Here is a 16,982-nt window from a genome sequence, read left to right as displayed (position 1 = left end):
GCTCTATCGCCCTCCCAAGCTCGTGATAGCATCCGCGCCTATGAAGTTTTCCGGAAGATTTACCAGCGGCTTTTTGCTGTTGTTCACAAGCTGTGCGGCGCTGGCGCAGAGCGAATTGGCTGTCAGGGTAAAACCTGCCAACGATGAGCTTAAGGCCAATATCGAAGGTTATATCGGCGATCTTGGTGATCGAGATGAAGAAGCCCTGCTGAGGTTCAGCCGGGGTGCTGAGGAGCAAGCCAAGAAAGCCGCCCAGGCCCTGGGCTACTACCAGCCATTGATCTCCAGCGAAGTGCGGGGCGGCGATAAGCCGCGCCTGCTGTTGCGCATCGACCCTGGCGAGCCGGTGCACCTGCGGGATGTGACCATTCGTGTCGAAGGCCCGGCAGCCTCCTTCAAGTCCTTTCGTACGCCCGACAGCGAGCAGCTCAAGCCTGGCTCGGTGCTCAACCATGGGCGCTATGAAGATGCCAAGCGCCTGATCCAGAACCAGGCTTCGCGCTATGGCTTTTTCAGTGGGCGCTTTACTCGCCAGCAACTGCGGGTGGACCCCCAGGCCGGCGTGGCGGATATCGAGCTGGTCTACGACAGCGGGCCGCGCTACGCCCTGGGCAAGGTGAGCTTCAGCGGGGATTCGCTGTTCGATGAAGACCTGTTGCGGCGCATGGTGCCGTTCAAGTCCGGAACGCCCTATGACTCCGAGCTGATCGCCGATCTCAACCGCGCCCTGCAATCCAGTGGTTATTTCGAGGGGGTGAGGGTAGACGCCGCGCCCACCGCCGCCGAGCACGAGGTGATCCCGGTGGCCGTCCAGCTCGAAACCCGCAAGCCAAGGACCATGGGCCTGGGCCTGGGCTACTCCACCGACGTCGGGCCCCGGGTCAAGGCCAACTGGACCCGGCACTGGGTCAACCCGCAAGGCCACAGCTACGGTTGGGAAGCCGAGGTTTCCCAGCCGCGGCAGAACGTCGGCCTGTGGTACGACATTCCGCTGGACCCACCATTGACCGACAAGCTGCGCTTTGCCGGCGGGTACCAGAACGAAGAAATTTCCGGTACCGACACCCTGAGCAAGCTGGTGACCCTGGGGCCTGAATGGCACAGCAAGTTGCCCAGTGGCTGGCAGCGAGTGGTATCGCTCAAGTACCAACGGGAAGAGTACCGGTTGGGCGACGACTCGGGCTTGAGCAACCTGCTGATGCCGGGCCTCACCTATTCGTACCTGCGCAGTGACAACCGCATCGACCCCCACAATGGCTACCGCATCCAGTTCGATACCAAGCTGGCCAAGGAAGGCTTGGGCTCCGATACCAACCTGTTGTACGGCACGGTCCTGCTCAAGGGCCTGACCACCGTCTGGGACGATCACCGTTTGCTCGGGCGGATCCAGTTCGGCGGCAGCGCCACCAACGGTTACAAGTCGATACCGCCATCCCTGCGCTTCTTCGCCGGTGGCGACCAGAGCGTGCGAGGCTACGACTACCAGAGCCTGTCACCGAAAAACTCCCGGGGCGACCGTATCGGTGGCCGCTACATGATGGCCGGCAGCGTCGAGTATCAGTACTGCGTTGCTGAAAAATGGCGGATCGCGACGTTCATCGACCAGGGCAACTCCTTCGACAAACTGGAGCTGCCGAGCTTGAAGACCGGGGTCGGGGTCGGTGTGCGCTGGGTGTCGCCGGTCGGTCCGATCCGTGTCGACCTGGCTCACGCCATGAATGACGACGGCGGCATACGTTTGCACTTTTCCATGGGGCCAGAGCTTTGACGCGTGGTTTGAAGATAACGTTGCTGGCGATCCTTGCGCTGGTGATCCTGGTCATCTTGGTACTGGCCTCCATTCTCGGGACCCAGGCCGGCAGTCGCTGGGCCCTGGGCCAGGTGCCGGGGCTGAGCGTGGATCGTTTCGAGGGGCGCCTGGGTGGCCAATGGCACGCCGAGCGCCTGCTGTGGGAGCTGGATGGCAACCGGGTCGAGATCAATACGGTGCAGTTCGCCTGGTCCCCCGCCTGCCTGTTGCGCATGGCCCTGTGCATCGAACGCCTGGAGGCCGAGCAGGTCAGCCTGCAGTTCGCTCCCGGTAGCGACGACAGCTCCGGGCCCATCAGCCTGCCGGAGTTGCGCCTGCCGCTGGCCATCGAGCTGGGCCAGGTCCGGGTTGGCAGCCTGTTGCTCGATGGCAGCGAGCAACTCAAGGGGCTGCAATTGTCGGCGCATTGGACGGGCGAGGGCATGCGCATCGACACGTTGCACCTGCAGCGTGACGACCTGAGCCTGGAGCTGTCCGGCCTGCTGCAACCCAGTGGCGACTGGCCCCTGGCGGCCGAGGGCAGGCTGGGCCTGCCAGCCCCTGGCAAAGACCCCTGGAACCTGGCCTTGAAGGTCGACGGCGAGCTGCTCAAGACCCTCACGCTGCACGCCGACAGTAGCGGTTACCTGCAAGGACGGCTGACGGGCGAGCTGCAACCCCTGGTGCAGAACCTGCCGGCCCAGGTGCGGATCACTGCCGATGGCTTCAAGGCCAGTGCCGACTTGCCGGACACGTTGCAACTGAACCAGCTGGAACTCACCGGCAAGGGCGACCTGCACAATGGCTACCTGCTTGAAGGCAAGGCCAGCCTGCCAGCTGAGCAGGGGCCCGTGGCCTTGTCGTTGCAAGGCAAGGTCGACGCCAAGGGCGCGCAGATCTCGACGCTGGAGCTGGTGGCCAACGACAAGCAAAGCCTCAGGCTCGACGGGCAGTTGGATTGGACCGAAGGGTTCGCTGCCGAGGCCCGGCTGGCCTGGCTGGATTTCCCCTGGCATCGCCTTTATCCGTCGATCGACGAACCGGCCGTGGCGTTGCGCAAGTTCAACGCCGAGGTGGCGTATCGCGATGGCAATTACCTGGGCAACTTCAAGGGCGACCTGGATGGTCCGGCGGGGGCTTTCAGCCTGGCCAGCCCCTTCAGTGGCGACCTGGGCAAGCTCTACCTGCCGCAATTGCAACTCACTGCCGGCCAGGGCAAGGCCGAAGGGCACCTGAACCTGCAATTTGCCGACGGTGTGGCCTGGGATACGGCCCTGGAACTATCGGCGATCAACCCTGCCTACTGGCTGGCCGAGCTGCCCGGTACCCTGGCCGGCCCGTTGCGCAGCCAGGGCGAACTGAAGAACCAGCAACTCAAGCTCAATGCCGATCTGGACCTCAAGGGACGCCTGCGCGGCCAGCCTGCGGTGCTGCTGGCCAAGGCCGATGGGGCAGGGGAGCAATGGCAACTGGGCAACCTGGACATTCGCCTCGGGGACAACCGGGTCAATGGCTCGGCGAGCCTGCAGCAGAAAATCAGTGGCCAGCTGGATATCAAGATGCCGCGCCTGGGCCAGCTCTGGCCGCAGTTGCGTGGCCAGCTCAACGGTCGACTCGACCTGGCAGGAACCCTCAAGGCCCCGCAGGGCAAGGTGGATCTTTCCGGGCAGCAACTGGCCTTTGCCGATAACCATCTGCAGAGCCTCAAGCTCGATGCCAGCCTCGATGCGGGGCAGAAGGCCCAGCTCGATCTCAAGGGTGGCGGGATCCAGGTCGCAGAGACTTCCCTGGGCACCCTGACCCTGTCGGGCCAGGGCGATATCAAGAAGCAGAAGCTGCAACTGGACCTGCAAGGTCCGCTATTGAAACTGGCCCTGGGCCTGGACGGCGCCCTGGACCAGGGGAACTGGCGTGGGCGCCTGGCCAGCGGCGAAGTGCACAGCGGTGGCCAGGACTGGGCCTTGCAAAGCCCGGCCAAGCTGGAGCGCTTGGCCAGCGGCACGCTTAACTTTGGTGCCCATTGCTGGATCAGCGGTGACGCCAGCCTGTGTGGCGAAGACCAGCGGCTGATGCCCGACCCGAAACTGCGCTATCACCTCAAGCGCTTCCCCATCGACAGCCTGGCCCAGTGGTTGCCCAAGGACTTTGCCTGGAAGGGCCTGCTCAACGCCGATGTGCAGTTGGACTTGCCGGCCAGCGGCCCGAAGGGGCAGATCCTGCTGGATGCCAGTGGCGGTACCTTGCGGGTCAAGGACAAGGACCAATGGCTGGACTTTCCCTATCAGGCCCTCAAGCTCGACGCCCGCCTGGCTCCAAGGCGCATCGACACCCAGTTGCAGTTCGTCGGTGGCAAGCTCGGGGAGCTGATGGTCCAGGCCCAGATCAATCCGTTACCCAAGAACAAGCCGCTATCGGGTGACTTTCGCCTCAGCGGGTTGGACCTGTCCGTGGCGCGGCCCTTCGTGCCCATGGTGGAGAAGCTCAGCGGCAGCTTGAATGGCAGTGGCCGTTTGTCCGGCAGCCTCCTGGCTCCGCAGGTCAATGGCAATTTGCAGCTGACTGGAGGCCAGGTCTCCGGTTCCGAGCTGCCCACCAGCCTCGAGGATTTGCAGCTCACAGCGCAGATCATGGGGGAGAGCGTACGCCTGGATGGCGGCTGGAAAGGCGGCAAGAACGGGCAGGGCAGCCTGAACGGCAATATCGCCTGGGGCCGCGAACTGCTGGTGGACCTGAATCTCAAGGGGACCCAACTGCCGGTGACGGTCGAGCCCTATGCCGCGCTGGAAGTGGCGCCCGACCTGAAAATCTCGTTGCAGGACAACAAGCTGGCGGTCGTCGGCAAGGTCCTGATCCCCAAGGGGCAGATCACCGTGCGTGAACTGCCGCCATCGACGGTCAAGGTTTCCGATGACACGGTGATCGTTGGCCAGCAGGCCGTCGAGGGCAAGGCGCCCATGGCCATGGCCATGAACATCGATGTGGAGGTCGGCCAGGACAAGCTGGCGTTTTCCGGTTTCGGCCTGACCGCCAACCTGCAAGGTCATGTGCATATTGGCGACAACCTGGATACCCGCGGCGAGCTGTGGCTCAACGATGGACGTTATCGCGCCTACGGCCAGCGCCTGACCGTGCGGCGGGCGCGGCTATTGTTCGCCGGGCCGATCGACCAGCCGTACCTGGATATCGAGGCGGTGCGCCAGACCGACAATGTGATTGCCGGGATTCGCTTGAGCGGGAGCGCCGAACAGCCGACGACCCAGATTTTCTCCGAACCGGCCATGGGCCAGGAGCAGGCCCTGTCTTATCTGGTATTGGGGCGGCCACTGAGCTCCAACGGCGAAGACAACAACATGCTGGCCCAGGCCGCCCTTGGCCTGGGTTTGATGGGGAGTGCGGAGCTGACCGGCGGTATCGCCAAGAACCTGGGGATCCAGGACTTCCAACTGGACACCCAGGGCTCTGGTAACGCGACGAGCGTGGTGGCCAGTGGCAGCATCTCCGAGAAGCTCAGCCTGCGCTACGGTGTGGGCGTCTTCGAGCCAGCCAGCACCATTGCCCTGCGCTACAAGTTGAGCAAGAAGGTCTACCTGGAGGCCGCGAGCGGCTTCGCCAGCTCCCTGGACATCTTCTACAAACGCGACTTCTAGCCTCGCGCTCCCTGTCGCCGCCGCATGCGCCAAGGTCCACAGGACCTGTATCGATCCGCAGTGCGGCGGCCCCAGGGCCCTTTCTCGATTGCATTTCCCTGAGGGCTCGCGCAGTGGTTCCTGGCCACTGTGAGCTTGCGTTCATCCTGCAAATAAAGAGCATGCTAATTATTACGTTGACATTCGCTGCCTAGGCAGTAACATCTCGACACATTATCCCTGCCTAGGCAGCTAACGGTGGTCAGATGAAGCATTTCCAGCCGGACAACTTTCACAATTGCCATCTCGGGTTGCTGCTGGGACGTGCGGCCTTGCTCAAGGACCGGATCATCGACACCCACATGGAACCCCATGGCATCACGGCCGCGCAGTTCAAGGTGCTGATCATCATGGCGCAGTTCGATGTCGATACCCCGGCCGAGCTGTGCCGTCACCTGTCGCTGGACAGCGGCTCGATGACCCGCATGCTCGACCGCCTGGAACAAAAGGATTTTCTTGCCCGCAAACGCTCGGAAGGCGATCGGCGCCAAGTGCAACTGTTACTCACGGAAGAAGGACGCAAGCTGGCGGATCGGCTGCCACACATCGGTGCCGAAGCGATGAACCAGTTGGTGGGGGCGATCACGCCCGAGGAGCTGGGCACGCTAGAGCAGATCCTGAAGAAAATTTTGCTGGCAGCGGGTGACCCGATCACCATCCAGCGGGTAGGTGCTAAATGAGCAGTAAAGTCTTGCGCACGCGTGTCAGCCTGGTGCTCTTGGCCATGAGCCTGGCCGGTTGCGCCAACTACAGCGGCCTGGATACCGAGGGTGTGAGCCTGTCGGCGCAAAGCCTGGCCACCGGCAAGGCCTTAAATGGCGTGTCGCTGTCGCCAGCGGCCTGGCCCCGCAGCGACTGGTGGAAGAGCCTGGGCGACAGCCAGCTCGACGGCCTGATCCAGGAAGCCCTGCGGGACAGCCCGGATATGCAGATCGCCAGTGCCCGGGCCCACCAGGCCAGCGCTGCCGCCTACGCTGCCGATGCTGAAAGAATGCCGACCCTGGATGCCAAGGCCGGTGCCAGCCGTTCGCGCCTGGCTCGTGACCAGGACCCGCGTGGCCAGGGTGGTGCCTACTCCACGGTGCGTAACATCAGCGCCAGCTTCAACTACAACTTCGATCTCTGGGGTGGCCAGCGTGCCGCTTGGGAAGCCGCATTGGGCCAGGCCCGGGCCGCCGAGGTCGATCGCCAGGCCGCGAGCCTGACCCTGGCCGCCGATGTCGCCCGCGCCTACAGCGACCTGGGGCATGCCCATATTGTCCATGACCTGGCCGCCGAGGATCTCAAGCGTACCCGGCAGATGTTGGAGCTCAGCCAGCGGCGCCTGAGTGCCGGGATCGACAGTCAATACCAGTATCAACAGACCGAGAGTCTGGAGGCTGGTGCCCAGGCCAGCCTGATCGATGCTGAAAAACAACTGCAGAGCGCGAAGATCGCCCTGGCCGTGCTGCTGGGCAAAGGCCCGGGCCGGGCTGACGAGATCAGCCGGCCGAAAGTCCTGCAAGCCAGTGCCGTGGCCTTGCCATCGACCCTGCCCGCCGAGTTGTTGGGCCGTCGTCCCGACCTGGTGGCGGCCCGTTGGCGTGTGGAGGCGGCGAGCAAGGACATCGATGCCAGCAAGACCCGCTTCTATCCCAACCTCAACCTGAGCGCCAGCGCCGGTGCCGAGTCGTTGCTGGGAGACGCGATGTTCGGCTCGGCCAGCCGGTTCTTCACTATCGCCCCGACGGTCTCGCTGCCGATTTTCGATGGCGGTCGCCTGCGGGCCAGTCTCGACGCCCGGGATGCCGACTATGACCTGGCGGTAGCCCAATACAACAAGACCCTGGTGACGGCCCTGGGGGATGTCAGCGACAGCGTTGCCCAGTTGCGCGACATCGGGCGGCAGATCGGTGCCCAGCAACATGCGACCGATATTGCCCAGGACTCCTACGACACCGTGGTCCAGCGCTACGGCTCCGGCATTGGCAACTATCTGGATGTGCTGAGCATCGAGCAGCAACTGCTGCAGGCCCAGCGCCAGTTGGCCACGCTCAATGCCCAGCAGATCGATCTGTCGATCCAGTTGATGCAAGCCCTGGGGGGCGGCTTCGATGCCCAGAACCTGGCTTCGGCCAGCCCGACCGCCGTCCTGCAGACTCCATAATTCGAGGTATTTGTCATGGCTAACGCCGACACTCAAAACACTGCAAGCACTCCGGACAACGCCAATCCGCGCAAGCGCAAGATGATGCTCCTGGGGTTGACCGCTATCGTCATCCTGGGCGGATTGGGCGTATTCGCCTGGCATGAACTCTATGGCCGCTGGAACGAGAACACCGACGATGCCTATGTGAATGGCAACGTGGTGGAGATCACTCCGCTGGTCACCGGTACCGTGGTCAGCATTGGTGCCGATGATGGCGACCTGGTGCACGAAGGCCAGGTGCTGATCAACTTCGACCCTAACGATGCCCAGGTCGGCCTGCAGAGCGCCGAGGCCAACCTGGCCCGTACCGTGCGCCAGGTGCGCGGCCTGTACAGCAATGTCGATGGCATGCGGGCCCAGGTGGCGGCGCAGAAGGCCGAGGTGCAAAAAGCCCAGGACAACTTCAGTCGCCGCAAGAACCTGGCGGCCAGCGGAGCGATTTCCCAGGAGGAGCTGTCCCATGCCCGGGATGACCTGACCACCGCGCAAAATGCCCTGGCCAATGCCCAGCAGCAACTTGCCACCACCAACGCCCTGGTGGACGACACCGTGGTTTCCAACCATCCGGATGTGCAGTCGGCCGCTGCGCAACTGCGCCAGGCCTACCTGAACAATGCCCGCAGCACCCTGATCGCGCCTGTTACCGGTTATGTGGCCAAGCGCACTGTGCAGTTGGGCCAGCGGGTCCAGCCGGGTACGGCCCTGATGGCGGTGATTCCCCTGGACCAGCTGTGGATCGACGCCAACTTCAAGGAAACCCAATTGCGCGACATGCGCATCGGCCAGCCGGTGGACATCGAGGCGGATATCTATGGCAGCGATGTGAAGTACAGCGGTACGGTCGACAGTCTCGGTGCCGGTACTGGCAGTGCCTTCTCCCTGCTACCGGCGCAAAACGCTACCGGTAACTGGATCAAGATCGTGCAACGGGTGCCGGTGCGCATTCATATCAATGCCGAGGAGTTGGCCAAGAACCCGCTGCGGGTTGGCCTGTCGACGGTGGTCAACGTCAACCTGCGGGACCAGAGCGGTCCGGTCCTGGCCCAGCAGCCACCGCAGCAGGCTTCCTTCAGCACCAACGTCTACGACCGTCAGTTGGGCGAAGCCGATGCCTTGATTGCGCGCCTGATCCACGACAACAGCGCGACCCTCGGCAAGACCGCCAAGCGCTGATTCGCCAATCCGCCAGTCTCGGTTGCGCCTAGCGACCGAGGCGCCTGTCCAGTTCCAAGGGATTCGCGATGAGCAATAATGCCTCTTTCACGCCCCCCAGCCTCCTGCTGAGTACCATCGGCCTGTCGCTAGCAACCTTCATGCAAGTGCTCGACACCACTATCGCCAACGTGGCGTTGCCGACCATTTCCGGCAACCTGGGCGTGAGCTCGGAGCAGGGCACCTGGGTGATTACCTCGTTCGCCGTGAGCAACGCTATCGCCTTGCCGTTGACCGGCTGGCTGAGCCGACGTTTCGGTGAAGTGAAGCTGTTCATCTGGGCCACGCTGCTGTTCGTGCTGGCCTCGTTCCTGTGTGGTATTTCCACCTCGATGCCCGAGCTGGTGGGCTTTCGGGTATTGCAGGGAGTGGTGGCCGGTCCTCTTTATCCAATGACCCAGACCCTGCTGATTGCCGTGTACCCTCCGGCGAAACGGGGGATGGCCCTGGCATTGCTGGCGATGGTCACGGTGGTGGCACCGATCGCCGGGCCGATCCTGGGGGGCTGGATCACCGACAGCTACAGTTGGCCCTGGATCTTCTTCATCAACATCCCCATCGGGTTGTTCGCCGCCTGGGTGGTGATGCAGCAGCTCAAGGCGCGGCCGGTGGTCACCAGTCGCCAGCCGATGGACTACATCGGCCTGCTCAGCCTGATCGTCGGGGTCGGGGCGTTGCAGATCGTGCTCGACAAGGGCAACGACCTGGATTGGTTCGAGTCCAGCTTCATCATTATCGGCACGCTGGTCTCGGTGATCGCCCTGGCGGTCTTCGTGATCTGGGAAATGACCGATCGGCATCCGGTGGTCAACCTGCGGCTGTTTGCCCACCGCAACTTCCGGATCGGCACCATCGTGCTGGTAGGGGGGTATGCCGGGTTCTTCGGGATCAACCTGATCCTGCCGCAATGGTTGCAGACCCAGATGGGCTACACCGCCACCTGGGCCGGGTTGGCCGTTGCGCCGATCGGGATCCTGCCGGTCGTGATGTCGCCCTTCGTCGGCAAGTACGCCCACCGGTTCGACCTGCGCCTGCTCGCCGGCCTGGCGTTCCTGGCCATTGGCCTGAGCTGCTTCATGCGCGCCGGTTTCACCAACGAGGTGGACTTCCAGCACATCGCCCTGGTGCAGTTGTTCATGGGCATTGGCGTGGCGCTGTTCTTCATGCCGACCCTGAGCATCCTGATGTCGGACCTGCCGCCCCACGAAATTGCCGATGGTGCCGGCCTGGCGACGTTCCTGCGGACCCTGGGCGGGAGCTTCGCGGCATCGCTGACCACCTGGATCTGGATTCGCCGGGCGGACCAGCACCATGCCTATCTGAGCGAGCACATCAGCACCTTCGATCCGGCTACCCGGGATACCCTGAGCAGCCTGGGCGGGGCGAGCACCAAGGCCTATGCACAACTTGACCAGATCCTCACCAGCCAGGCCTACATGCTGTCCACGGTGGATTACTTCACGTTGCTGGGCTGGAGTTTCATGGGGCTGATCCTGCTGGTGTGGCTGGCCAAGCCGCCGTTCGCCGCCAAGGCGGGGCCGGCGTCGGCCGGGCACTGAGGCCTGGCCAAGGCCGGGTGCCAGCCAAGAGCTCGTTGAATCCGTCACCGGTTCAACCGGCTCTTGGCCAGTCGGCTCCATCACCCGGGCAGCAAGTGCCTAGGGTGAGTCGGGCAGGGCCGGTACGCAGGGCATGAAGTCGAAGGCCGCCAGGTGGAAGCCTTGTTCATCCACTTGCAACGCCCAACCCTGTCGATCCCAGTCGCCCAGTACGATGCGCTTGGCCGCTTGCTCGCCGATTTGCAGCTTGTGGATCGCCGGACGATGGGTATGGCCATGCACCAGGGTGCGTACACCGTGCTGTTGCATCACCCTCGGTACTTCGTCGGGGGTCACATCGACAATATCGTTGGCCTTCATGCGGGTCTGCGCCCGGCTTTCGTTGCGCAGCTTGCGTGCCAGCTTGTGCCGGGTGCGCAGTGGCAGGTTTCGCAAGATCCACAGGCTCAGCGGGTTGCGCAGGTAACGGCGCATGCGCTGGTAAGCCTCGTCCCGAGTGCACAGGCTGTCACCGTGCATCAGCAGCACCGGTTCGCCGTATAACTCGACGACGCAGGGGTCCTTGAGCAGGGTGGCGCCGGCGGCCTTGCAGAAGGCCTTGCCGAGCAGGAAGTCGCGATTGCCATGCATCAGGAAGACTTGCGTACCGCTGTCGCTCAGTTCCCGCAATGCCTGGCAGATAGAAAGCTGGTAGGGGGTCATGGCATCGTCGCCGATCCATACCTCGAAGAAGTCGCCGAGGATGTACAGCGCCTCGGCGCCGCGGGCGCGGCCACCGAGTAAATCCAGAAACGCCCGGGTGATGTCCGGGCGTTGCTCTTCCAGATGCAGGTCTGAAATCAGCAGTATCACTCAATGATCTCGGCTTTCTCGATGATCACGTCTTCTGCGGGTACGTCCTGGTGGCCGGCCTTCATGGTGGTGGCCACGCCCTTGATCTTGTCGACCACTTCGGTGCCGGCGATCACCTTGCCGAATACTGCGTAGCCCCAGCCCTGCACGGTCTTGCCGCTGTGGTTGAGGAAGCTGTTGTCGGTGACGTTGATGAAGAACTGCGCGGAGGCCGAATGCGGCTCCATGGTGCGGGCCATGGCGATGGTGTACTTGTCGTTGGAAAGGCCGTTGTCCGCTTCGTTCTGGATGCTTGGACGCTTGTCTTTCTTCTCTTTCATGCCAGGTTCGAAACCACCGCCCTGGATCATGAAGTTACCGATGACGCGGTGGAAGACGGTGTTTTCATAGTGACCGGCTTTCACGTATTCGACGAAGTTGGCCACGGTCAACGGGGCTTTCTCGGCGTTCAGTTCCAGCACGATCTCGCCGTGGTTGGTGGTCAGTTTGACTTGGGTCATGGTCGGTACTCTTTATAAGGAAAGCGTTTTCAAGAAATCTTCGGGGCCGGGACAGGCAAGCGGTCCGGACCGATCTGGCGCATCCTGCGGCCAAGGAGCGCAGTTTAGCCTGAGAGCCGCGAATTTCGAGGTGGTTTTTTAACTTGCCTGCTATTAATAGCCGCAGTTTTAAAGCTGCGCTCTGTCAGGCACTTGACAGCATCGGCTATGATATCCGTTTTGATTTATCAGGCCGCATCCGGCCGCGCACTTGTACGTTCAAGGATCCTATGAGCAAGCCCACTGTCGACCCTACCTCCAATTCCAAGACTGGACCGGCCGTACCGGTCAACTTCCTGCGCCCGATCATCCAGGCGGACCTGGATTCGGGTAAACACTCTCAGATCGTGACCCGCTTCCCGCCGGAGCCCAACGGCTACCTGCACATCGGTCATGCCAAGTCGATCTGCGTGAACTTCGGCCTGGCCCAGGAATTCGGCGGCGTCACCCACCTGCGTTTCGACGATACCAACCCGGCCAAGGAAGACCAGGAGTACATCGACGCCATCGAGCGCGACGTCAAGTGGCTGGGCTTCGAGTGGGCCGGTGAAGTGCGCTATGCCTCGCAATATTTCGACCAGTTGCACGATTGGGCGGTGGAGCTGATCAAGGCGGGCAAGGCCTATGTCGACGACCTGACTCCCGAGCAGGCCAAGGAATACCGTGGCACCCTCACCGAGCCGGGCAAGAACAGCCCGTTCCGCGAGCGCTCGGTGGAAGAGAATCTGGACTGGTTCGCCCGCATGAAGGCCGGCGAGTTCAAGGACGGTGAACGCGTACTGCGGGCCAAGATCGACATGGCCTCGCCGAACATGAACCTGCGCGACCCGATCCTCTACCGCATTCGCCATGCCCATCACCACCAGACCGGTGACAAGTGGTGCATCTACCCGATCTACGACTTCACCCACGGTCAGTCGGACGCCATCGAAGGCATCACCCATTCGATCTGCACCCTGGAGTTCGAAAGCCATCGTCCGCTGTACGAGTGGTTCCTGGACAACCTGCCGGTGCCGTGCAAGCCACGCCAGTACGAGTTCAGCCGCCTGAACCTGAACTACACCATCACCAGCAAGCGCAAGCTCAAGCAACTGGTGGACGAGCAGCACGTCAACGGCTGGGACGACCCGCGCATGTCGACCCTGTCGGGCTTCCGCCGTCGTGGCTACACCCCCAAGTCGATCCGTAACTTCTGCGAGATGATCGGCACCAACCGTTCCGACGGCGTGGTGGATTTCGGCATGCTCGAATTCAGCATTCGTGACGACCTCGACCAGAGCGCCCCGCGTGCCATGTGCGTGCTGCGTCCATTGAAGGTGGTGATCACCAACTACCCGGAAGGCCAGGTCGAGAACCTCGAGCTGCCGCGTCATCCGAAAGAAGACATGGGCGTGCGCGTGCTGCCATTCGCCCGTGAAATCTACATCGATCGTGACGACTTCATGGAAGAGCCGCCAAAAGGCTACAAGCGCCTGGAGCCGGCCGGTGAAGTGCGCCTGCGCGGCAGCTACGTGATCCGCGCCGACGAGGCGATCAAGGATGCCGATGGCAACATCGTCGAACTGCGTTGCTCCTACGATCCGGACACCCTGGGCAAGAACCCGGAGGGCCGCAAGGTCAAGGGCGTGATCCACTGGGTGCCGGCCGCCGCCAGCGTCGAGTGCGAAGTACGCCTGTACGATCGCCTGTTCCGTTCCTCGAACCCGGAGAAGGCCGAGGACGGCGCCAGTTTCCTGGACAACATCAACCCTGACTCCCTGCAAGTGCTCACTGGTTGTCGTGCCGAACCCTCGTTGGGCAACGCACAGCCGGAGGACCGTTTCCAGTTCGAGCGCGAAGGCTACTTCTGCGCGGATATCAAGGACTCGAAACCAGGTGCCCCGGTATTCAACCGTACCGTGACCCTGCGCGACTCCTGGGGTCAGTGATTCAGTCAAGGAACTAACGTGCTAACGATCTACAACACGCTCACCAAGAGCAAAGAAGTCTTCAAGCCCCTGGATGGCAACAATGTGCGCATGTACGTGTGCGGGATGACCGTGTACGACTACTGCCACATCGGCCACGGCCGCAGCATGGTCGCCTTCGACCTGGTGACCCGCTGGTTGCGTTTCAGCGGCTACAACTTGACCTACGTGCGCAACATCACCGATATCGAAGACAAGATCATCAATCGGGCACGGGAGAACGGCGAGCCGTACAACGCGTTGACCGAGCGCATGATCACGGCCATGCACGAGGACGAGGCCCGGCTGAACATCAAGAAGCCGGACCTGGAGCCACGGGCCACGGATCATATCCCTGGCATGCTGAGCATGATCCAGACCTTGATCGACAAGGGTTATGCCTACGCGCCTGGCAATGGTGACGTGTACTACCGCGTCGCCAAGTTCATGGGCTACGGCAAGCTGTCGCGCAAGAAGATCGAGGACCTGCGTATCGGTGCGCGGATCGAGGTCGACGAAGCGAAACAGGACCCGCTGGACTTCGTCCTGTGGAAGGCCACCAAGCCGGGCGAGCCGAGCTGGGAGTCGCCGTGGGGCGCCGGGCGTCCGGGCTGGCATATCGAGTGCTCGGTGATGTCCACCTGCTGCCTGGGCGAGACCTTCGACATCCATGGCGGTGGCAGCGACCTGGAGTTCCCGCACCACGAGAACGAGATCGCCCAGAGCGAGGCAGCCACCGGTAAGACCTACGCCAATGCCTGGATGCACTGCGGCATGATTCGCATCAACGGCGAGAAGATGTCCAAGTCCTTGAACAACTTCTTCACCATTCGCGACGTGCTCGACAAGTACCATCCGGAGGTGGTGCGCTACCTGCTGGTGTCCAGCCACTACCGCAGCGCGATCAACTACTCGGAAGACAACCTCAAGGACGCCAAGGGCGCCCTGGAGCGGTTCTACCACGCGCTCAAGGGCCTGCCGAAAGTGGCCCCTGCCGGCGGCGAGGCCTTCGTCGAGCGTTTCACCCAGGTGATGAACGACGACTTCGGTACCCCGGAAGCCTGTGCCGTGCTGTTCGAGATGGTGCGCGAGATCAACCGCCTGCGTGAGAGCGACCTCGATGCGGCGGCTGGCCTGGCGGCCCGCTTGCGGCAACTGGCCGATGTGCTGGGCGTATTGCAGCTGGAGGCCGAGGACTTCCTGCAGGCCGGTGCTGGCAATCGGGTCGATGCAGAGCAGGTCGAGGCGCTTATCCAGGCTCGCCTGGCGGCTCGTGCCAACAAGGACTGGGCCGAATCCGACCGAATCCGCGACCAGATCACCGCCATGGGCGTGATCCTGGAAGATGGCAAGGGCGGCACTACCTGGCGCCTGGCTGACTGAGCCGACGTTCGCTACAACAAGAAACCCGCCTGGCGCGGGTTTTTTGTTGCCTGTTGAACGCTGCCTGCTGGCTCAGGCCAGCGAAGCGAGGCGTTCCACCGTGTCGGGATAGCGCTCCACCAGGCGTATCAGGGTAGTGGCCTGGGCATTGGGGGGAGCGCGGCCCTGTTCCCAGTTCTCCAGGGTCCGGGTGTTGGTGCGCAGGTACATGGCGAATACCGAGCGCGAGAGGTTGAGTTGCTGGCGGATATTCATCACCTCGGTGGCGGTGCGTGGGAAGAGGGGAGGGCGTGGCGCCTGAAATAAAAAACGGCACCCGAAGGTGCCGTTCTGTTTGGAGCGTTGTCGCTTGGGCGATCAGCCCGCCAGGCCGGAATGCTGGACCAGGGTCAGCAGTGGCTGCGGGTACACGCCGAGGAAGAACGCCAGCACCGCGATGGCCAGCAGCATGACGCCACCGGCTTTCTGTTCCCAGTGCAGTTGGGCATCGACGCGACGCAGGTTCGGCTCGATCAGGTACAGGGTGACCGTCACGCGCAGGTAGTAGAACACGCCGATGGCGCTACCCAGGATCAGCGAGCCTACCAGCCACCATTGGTGCGCTTCGACACCGGTGGCGATGATGTAGAACTTGCCGATGAAGCCCGCGGTCAGCGGGATACCGGCCAGGGACAGCATCATCACGGTGAGCACGGCGGTCAGGTACGGACGGCGCCAGAACAGGCCGCGGTACTCGTACAGGGCGTCGGCGTCGCGACCTTTGTAGGGCGAGGACATCAGGGTGATCACGCCGAAGGCGCCCAGGCTGGTGATCACGTAGGTGACCAGGTACACGCCGATGGCTTCCATCGCCAGGCCCTTGCTCGCCACCAGGGCGATCAGCAGGTAACCGAAGTGGGCGATGGACGAGTAACCCAGCAGGCGCTTGAGGTTGCTCTGGGTCAGCGCCAGCAGGTTACCCACCAGGATCGAGGCAATGGCGATCACGGTCAGGACGTTGCTCAGGACGCCGCTGCTGGCCACTGGCGACAGCTGGAACAAGCGCACCAGCACGGCGAACACCGCGACCTTGCTGGCGGTGGCCAGGAAGGCCGCCACCGGTGCCGGGGCCCCTTCGTAGACGTCCGGGGTCCACAGGTGGAAGGGCACCAGCGACAGCTTGAACGCCAGGCCGATCAGCATCATGCCCAGGCCCAGTTGCGCCAGCGGGCTTGGCAGGCCGGTGGCCGCCAGGGCATGGCCGATGCCACTGAAGCTCAGGCTGCCGGCTTCTGCGTAGAGCAGGGCCATGCCGAACAACAGGAAGCCCGAGCCGGCGGCCGACAGCACCATGTACTTGATGCCGGCTTCCAGGGAGCGCTTGTTGAAGAAGGCATAGGCCACCAGGCCGTAGACCGGTACCGACAGCAGTTCCAGGCCGATGAACAGGCCGGCCAGGTTCTGCGCGCTGACCAGCACCAGGCCACCGGCGGCGGCCAGGAGGATCAGCAGGTACAGCTCTTCGCGGTTGCCCGGGTAACCGCTGCCACCATCGCCCAGGTAGGCGTGGGCCAGGGTGACGCAGGCCAGGGTGGCCACCAGGATCAGGGCCATGTACAGGCAGGCGAACTGGTCGATCTGCAACAGCGGCGTGACCGCCAAGGGTGCCACTTTCAGCACCGGGAAGATCGACAGCAATGCCAGGTTCAGACCCGCCACCGAGAGGAGGAAGGTCTGGGAGTGGTTGCGACGCCAGGCGATCGCCAACATCACCACCACAAGGGTGGCGCTGGTGATCAACAGCGGCGCCAGGGCGATAAAGTGTTGAATCGTAAAGTCCATAGCGCTC

Annotated in this window: 11 protein-coding genes and 1 pseudogene; 8 read left to right on the top strand and 4 right to left on the bottom strand. The window is 62.9% G+C overall.

All coding sequences use genetic code 11. From position 1 onward, the window contains the following. The first annotated feature begins 40 nt into the window (after positions 1-40). From I9018_RS20865 to I9018_RS20840, 6 genes are all read left to right on the top strand, one after another. Complete coding sequence (locus I9018_RS20865; protein WP_241107398.1) at positions 41-1,768, top strand: autotransporter assembly complex family protein; 1,728 nt, start codon at positions 41-43, stop codon at positions 1,766-1,768. Beyond that, on the top strand, positions 1,765-5,436 hold the full coding sequence (locus tag I9018_RS20860) for a translocation/assembly module TamB domain-containing protein (RefSeq protein WP_241107397.1): 3,672 nt from the start codon (positions 1,765-1,767) through the stop codon (positions 5,434-5,436). The genes I9018_RS20865 and I9018_RS20860 overlap by 4 nt, the downstream gene beginning before the upstream one ends. A 245-nt stretch (positions 5,437-5,681) precedes the next feature. After that, positions 5,682-6,155, top strand: a complete 474-nt coding sequence (locus tag I9018_RS20855) for a MarR family transcriptional regulator (protein WP_068582552.1) — start codon at positions 5,682-5,684, stop codon at positions 6,153-6,155. Further along, the gene (locus I9018_RS20850) at positions 6,152-7,621 is read left to right on the top strand and encodes an efflux transporter outer membrane subunit (RefSeq protein WP_241107396.1); all 1,470 of its coding nucleotides are present in this window, start codon (positions 6,152-6,154) and stop codon (positions 7,619-7,621) included. Before I9018_RS20855 ends, I9018_RS20850 begins: the two co-directional genes overlap by 4 nt. Before the next feature lie 15 nt (positions 7,622-7,636). Next, on the top strand, positions 7,637-8,836 hold the full coding sequence (locus tag I9018_RS20845; protein ID WP_068582558.1) for an HlyD family efflux transporter periplasmic adaptor subunit: 1,200 nt from the start codon (positions 7,637-7,639) through the stop codon (positions 8,834-8,836). 68 nt (positions 8,837-8,904) lie between these two features. After that, the gene (locus tag I9018_RS20840) at positions 8,905-10,434 is read left to right on the top strand and encodes a DHA2 family efflux MFS transporter permease subunit (protein WP_241107395.1); all 1,530 of its coding nucleotides are present in this window, start codon (positions 8,905-8,907) and stop codon (positions 10,432-10,434) included. A 99-nt stretch (positions 10,435-10,533) separates the two neighbouring features. Here I9018_RS20840 and lpxH read toward each other — a convergent pair whose 3' ends face one another. Both lpxH and I9018_RS20830 read right to left on the bottom strand, forming a co-directional pair. After that, complete coding sequence (gene lpxH, locus I9018_RS20835) at positions 10,534-11,286, bottom strand: UDP-2,3-diacylglucosamine diphosphatase (RefSeq protein WP_241107394.1); 753 nt, start codon at positions 11,284-11,286, stop codon at positions 10,534-10,536. Further along, positions 11,283-11,786 carry a peptidylprolyl isomerase gene (locus I9018_RS20830; protein WP_068582517.1) on the bottom strand — a complete coding sequence of 168 codons (504 nt, stop codon included), beginning with the start codon at positions 11,784-11,786 and terminating at the stop codon, positions 11,283-11,285. The genes lpxH and I9018_RS20830 overlap by 4 nt, the downstream gene beginning before the upstream one ends. A gap of 269 nt (positions 11,787-12,055) precedes the next feature. Here I9018_RS20830 and I9018_RS20825 point away from each other — a divergent pair, with 269 nt between their 5' ends. Beyond that, positions 12,056-13,753: a glutamine--tRNA ligase/YqeY domain fusion protein gene (locus I9018_RS20825; protein WP_068582514.1), complete on the top strand. Its 1,698-nt coding sequence runs from the start codon at positions 12,056-12,058 to the stop codon at positions 13,751-13,753. Between the two features lie 18 nt (positions 13,754-13,771). Continuing rightward, entirely contained in the window at positions 13,772-15,154 is a 1,383-nt protein-coding gene (gene cysS / locus I9018_RS20820; protein WP_241107393.1) for a cysteine--tRNA ligase, read from the top strand. Between the two features lie 72 nt (positions 15,155-15,226). Here cysS and I9018_RS20815 read toward each other — a convergent pair. Together I9018_RS20815 and nuoN are read right to left on the bottom strand one after the other, a co-directional pair. Next, positions 15,227-15,424, bottom strand: a pseudogene (locus I9018_RS20815) (transcriptional regulator); the annotation flags it as partial. Between the two features lie 87 nt (positions 15,425-15,511). Then, a complete protein-coding gene (gene nuoN, locus I9018_RS20810) occupies positions 15,512-16,975 on the bottom strand; it encodes an NADH-quinone oxidoreductase subunit NuoN (protein WP_241107392.1) in 1,464 nt (487 codons plus the stop codon). Positions 16,976-16,982 lie beyond the last annotated feature (7 nt).

It is taken from the genome of Pseudomonas sp. MPFS, from assembly GCF_022537035.1.
GTDB lineage: Bacteria > Pseudomonadota > Gammaproteobacteria > Pseudomonadales > Pseudomonadaceae > Aquipseudomonas > Aquipseudomonas sessilinigenes.
Note: the sequence above shows the minus strand (reverse complement) of the source record. Positions and strands in the feature narration are given on the sequence as shown.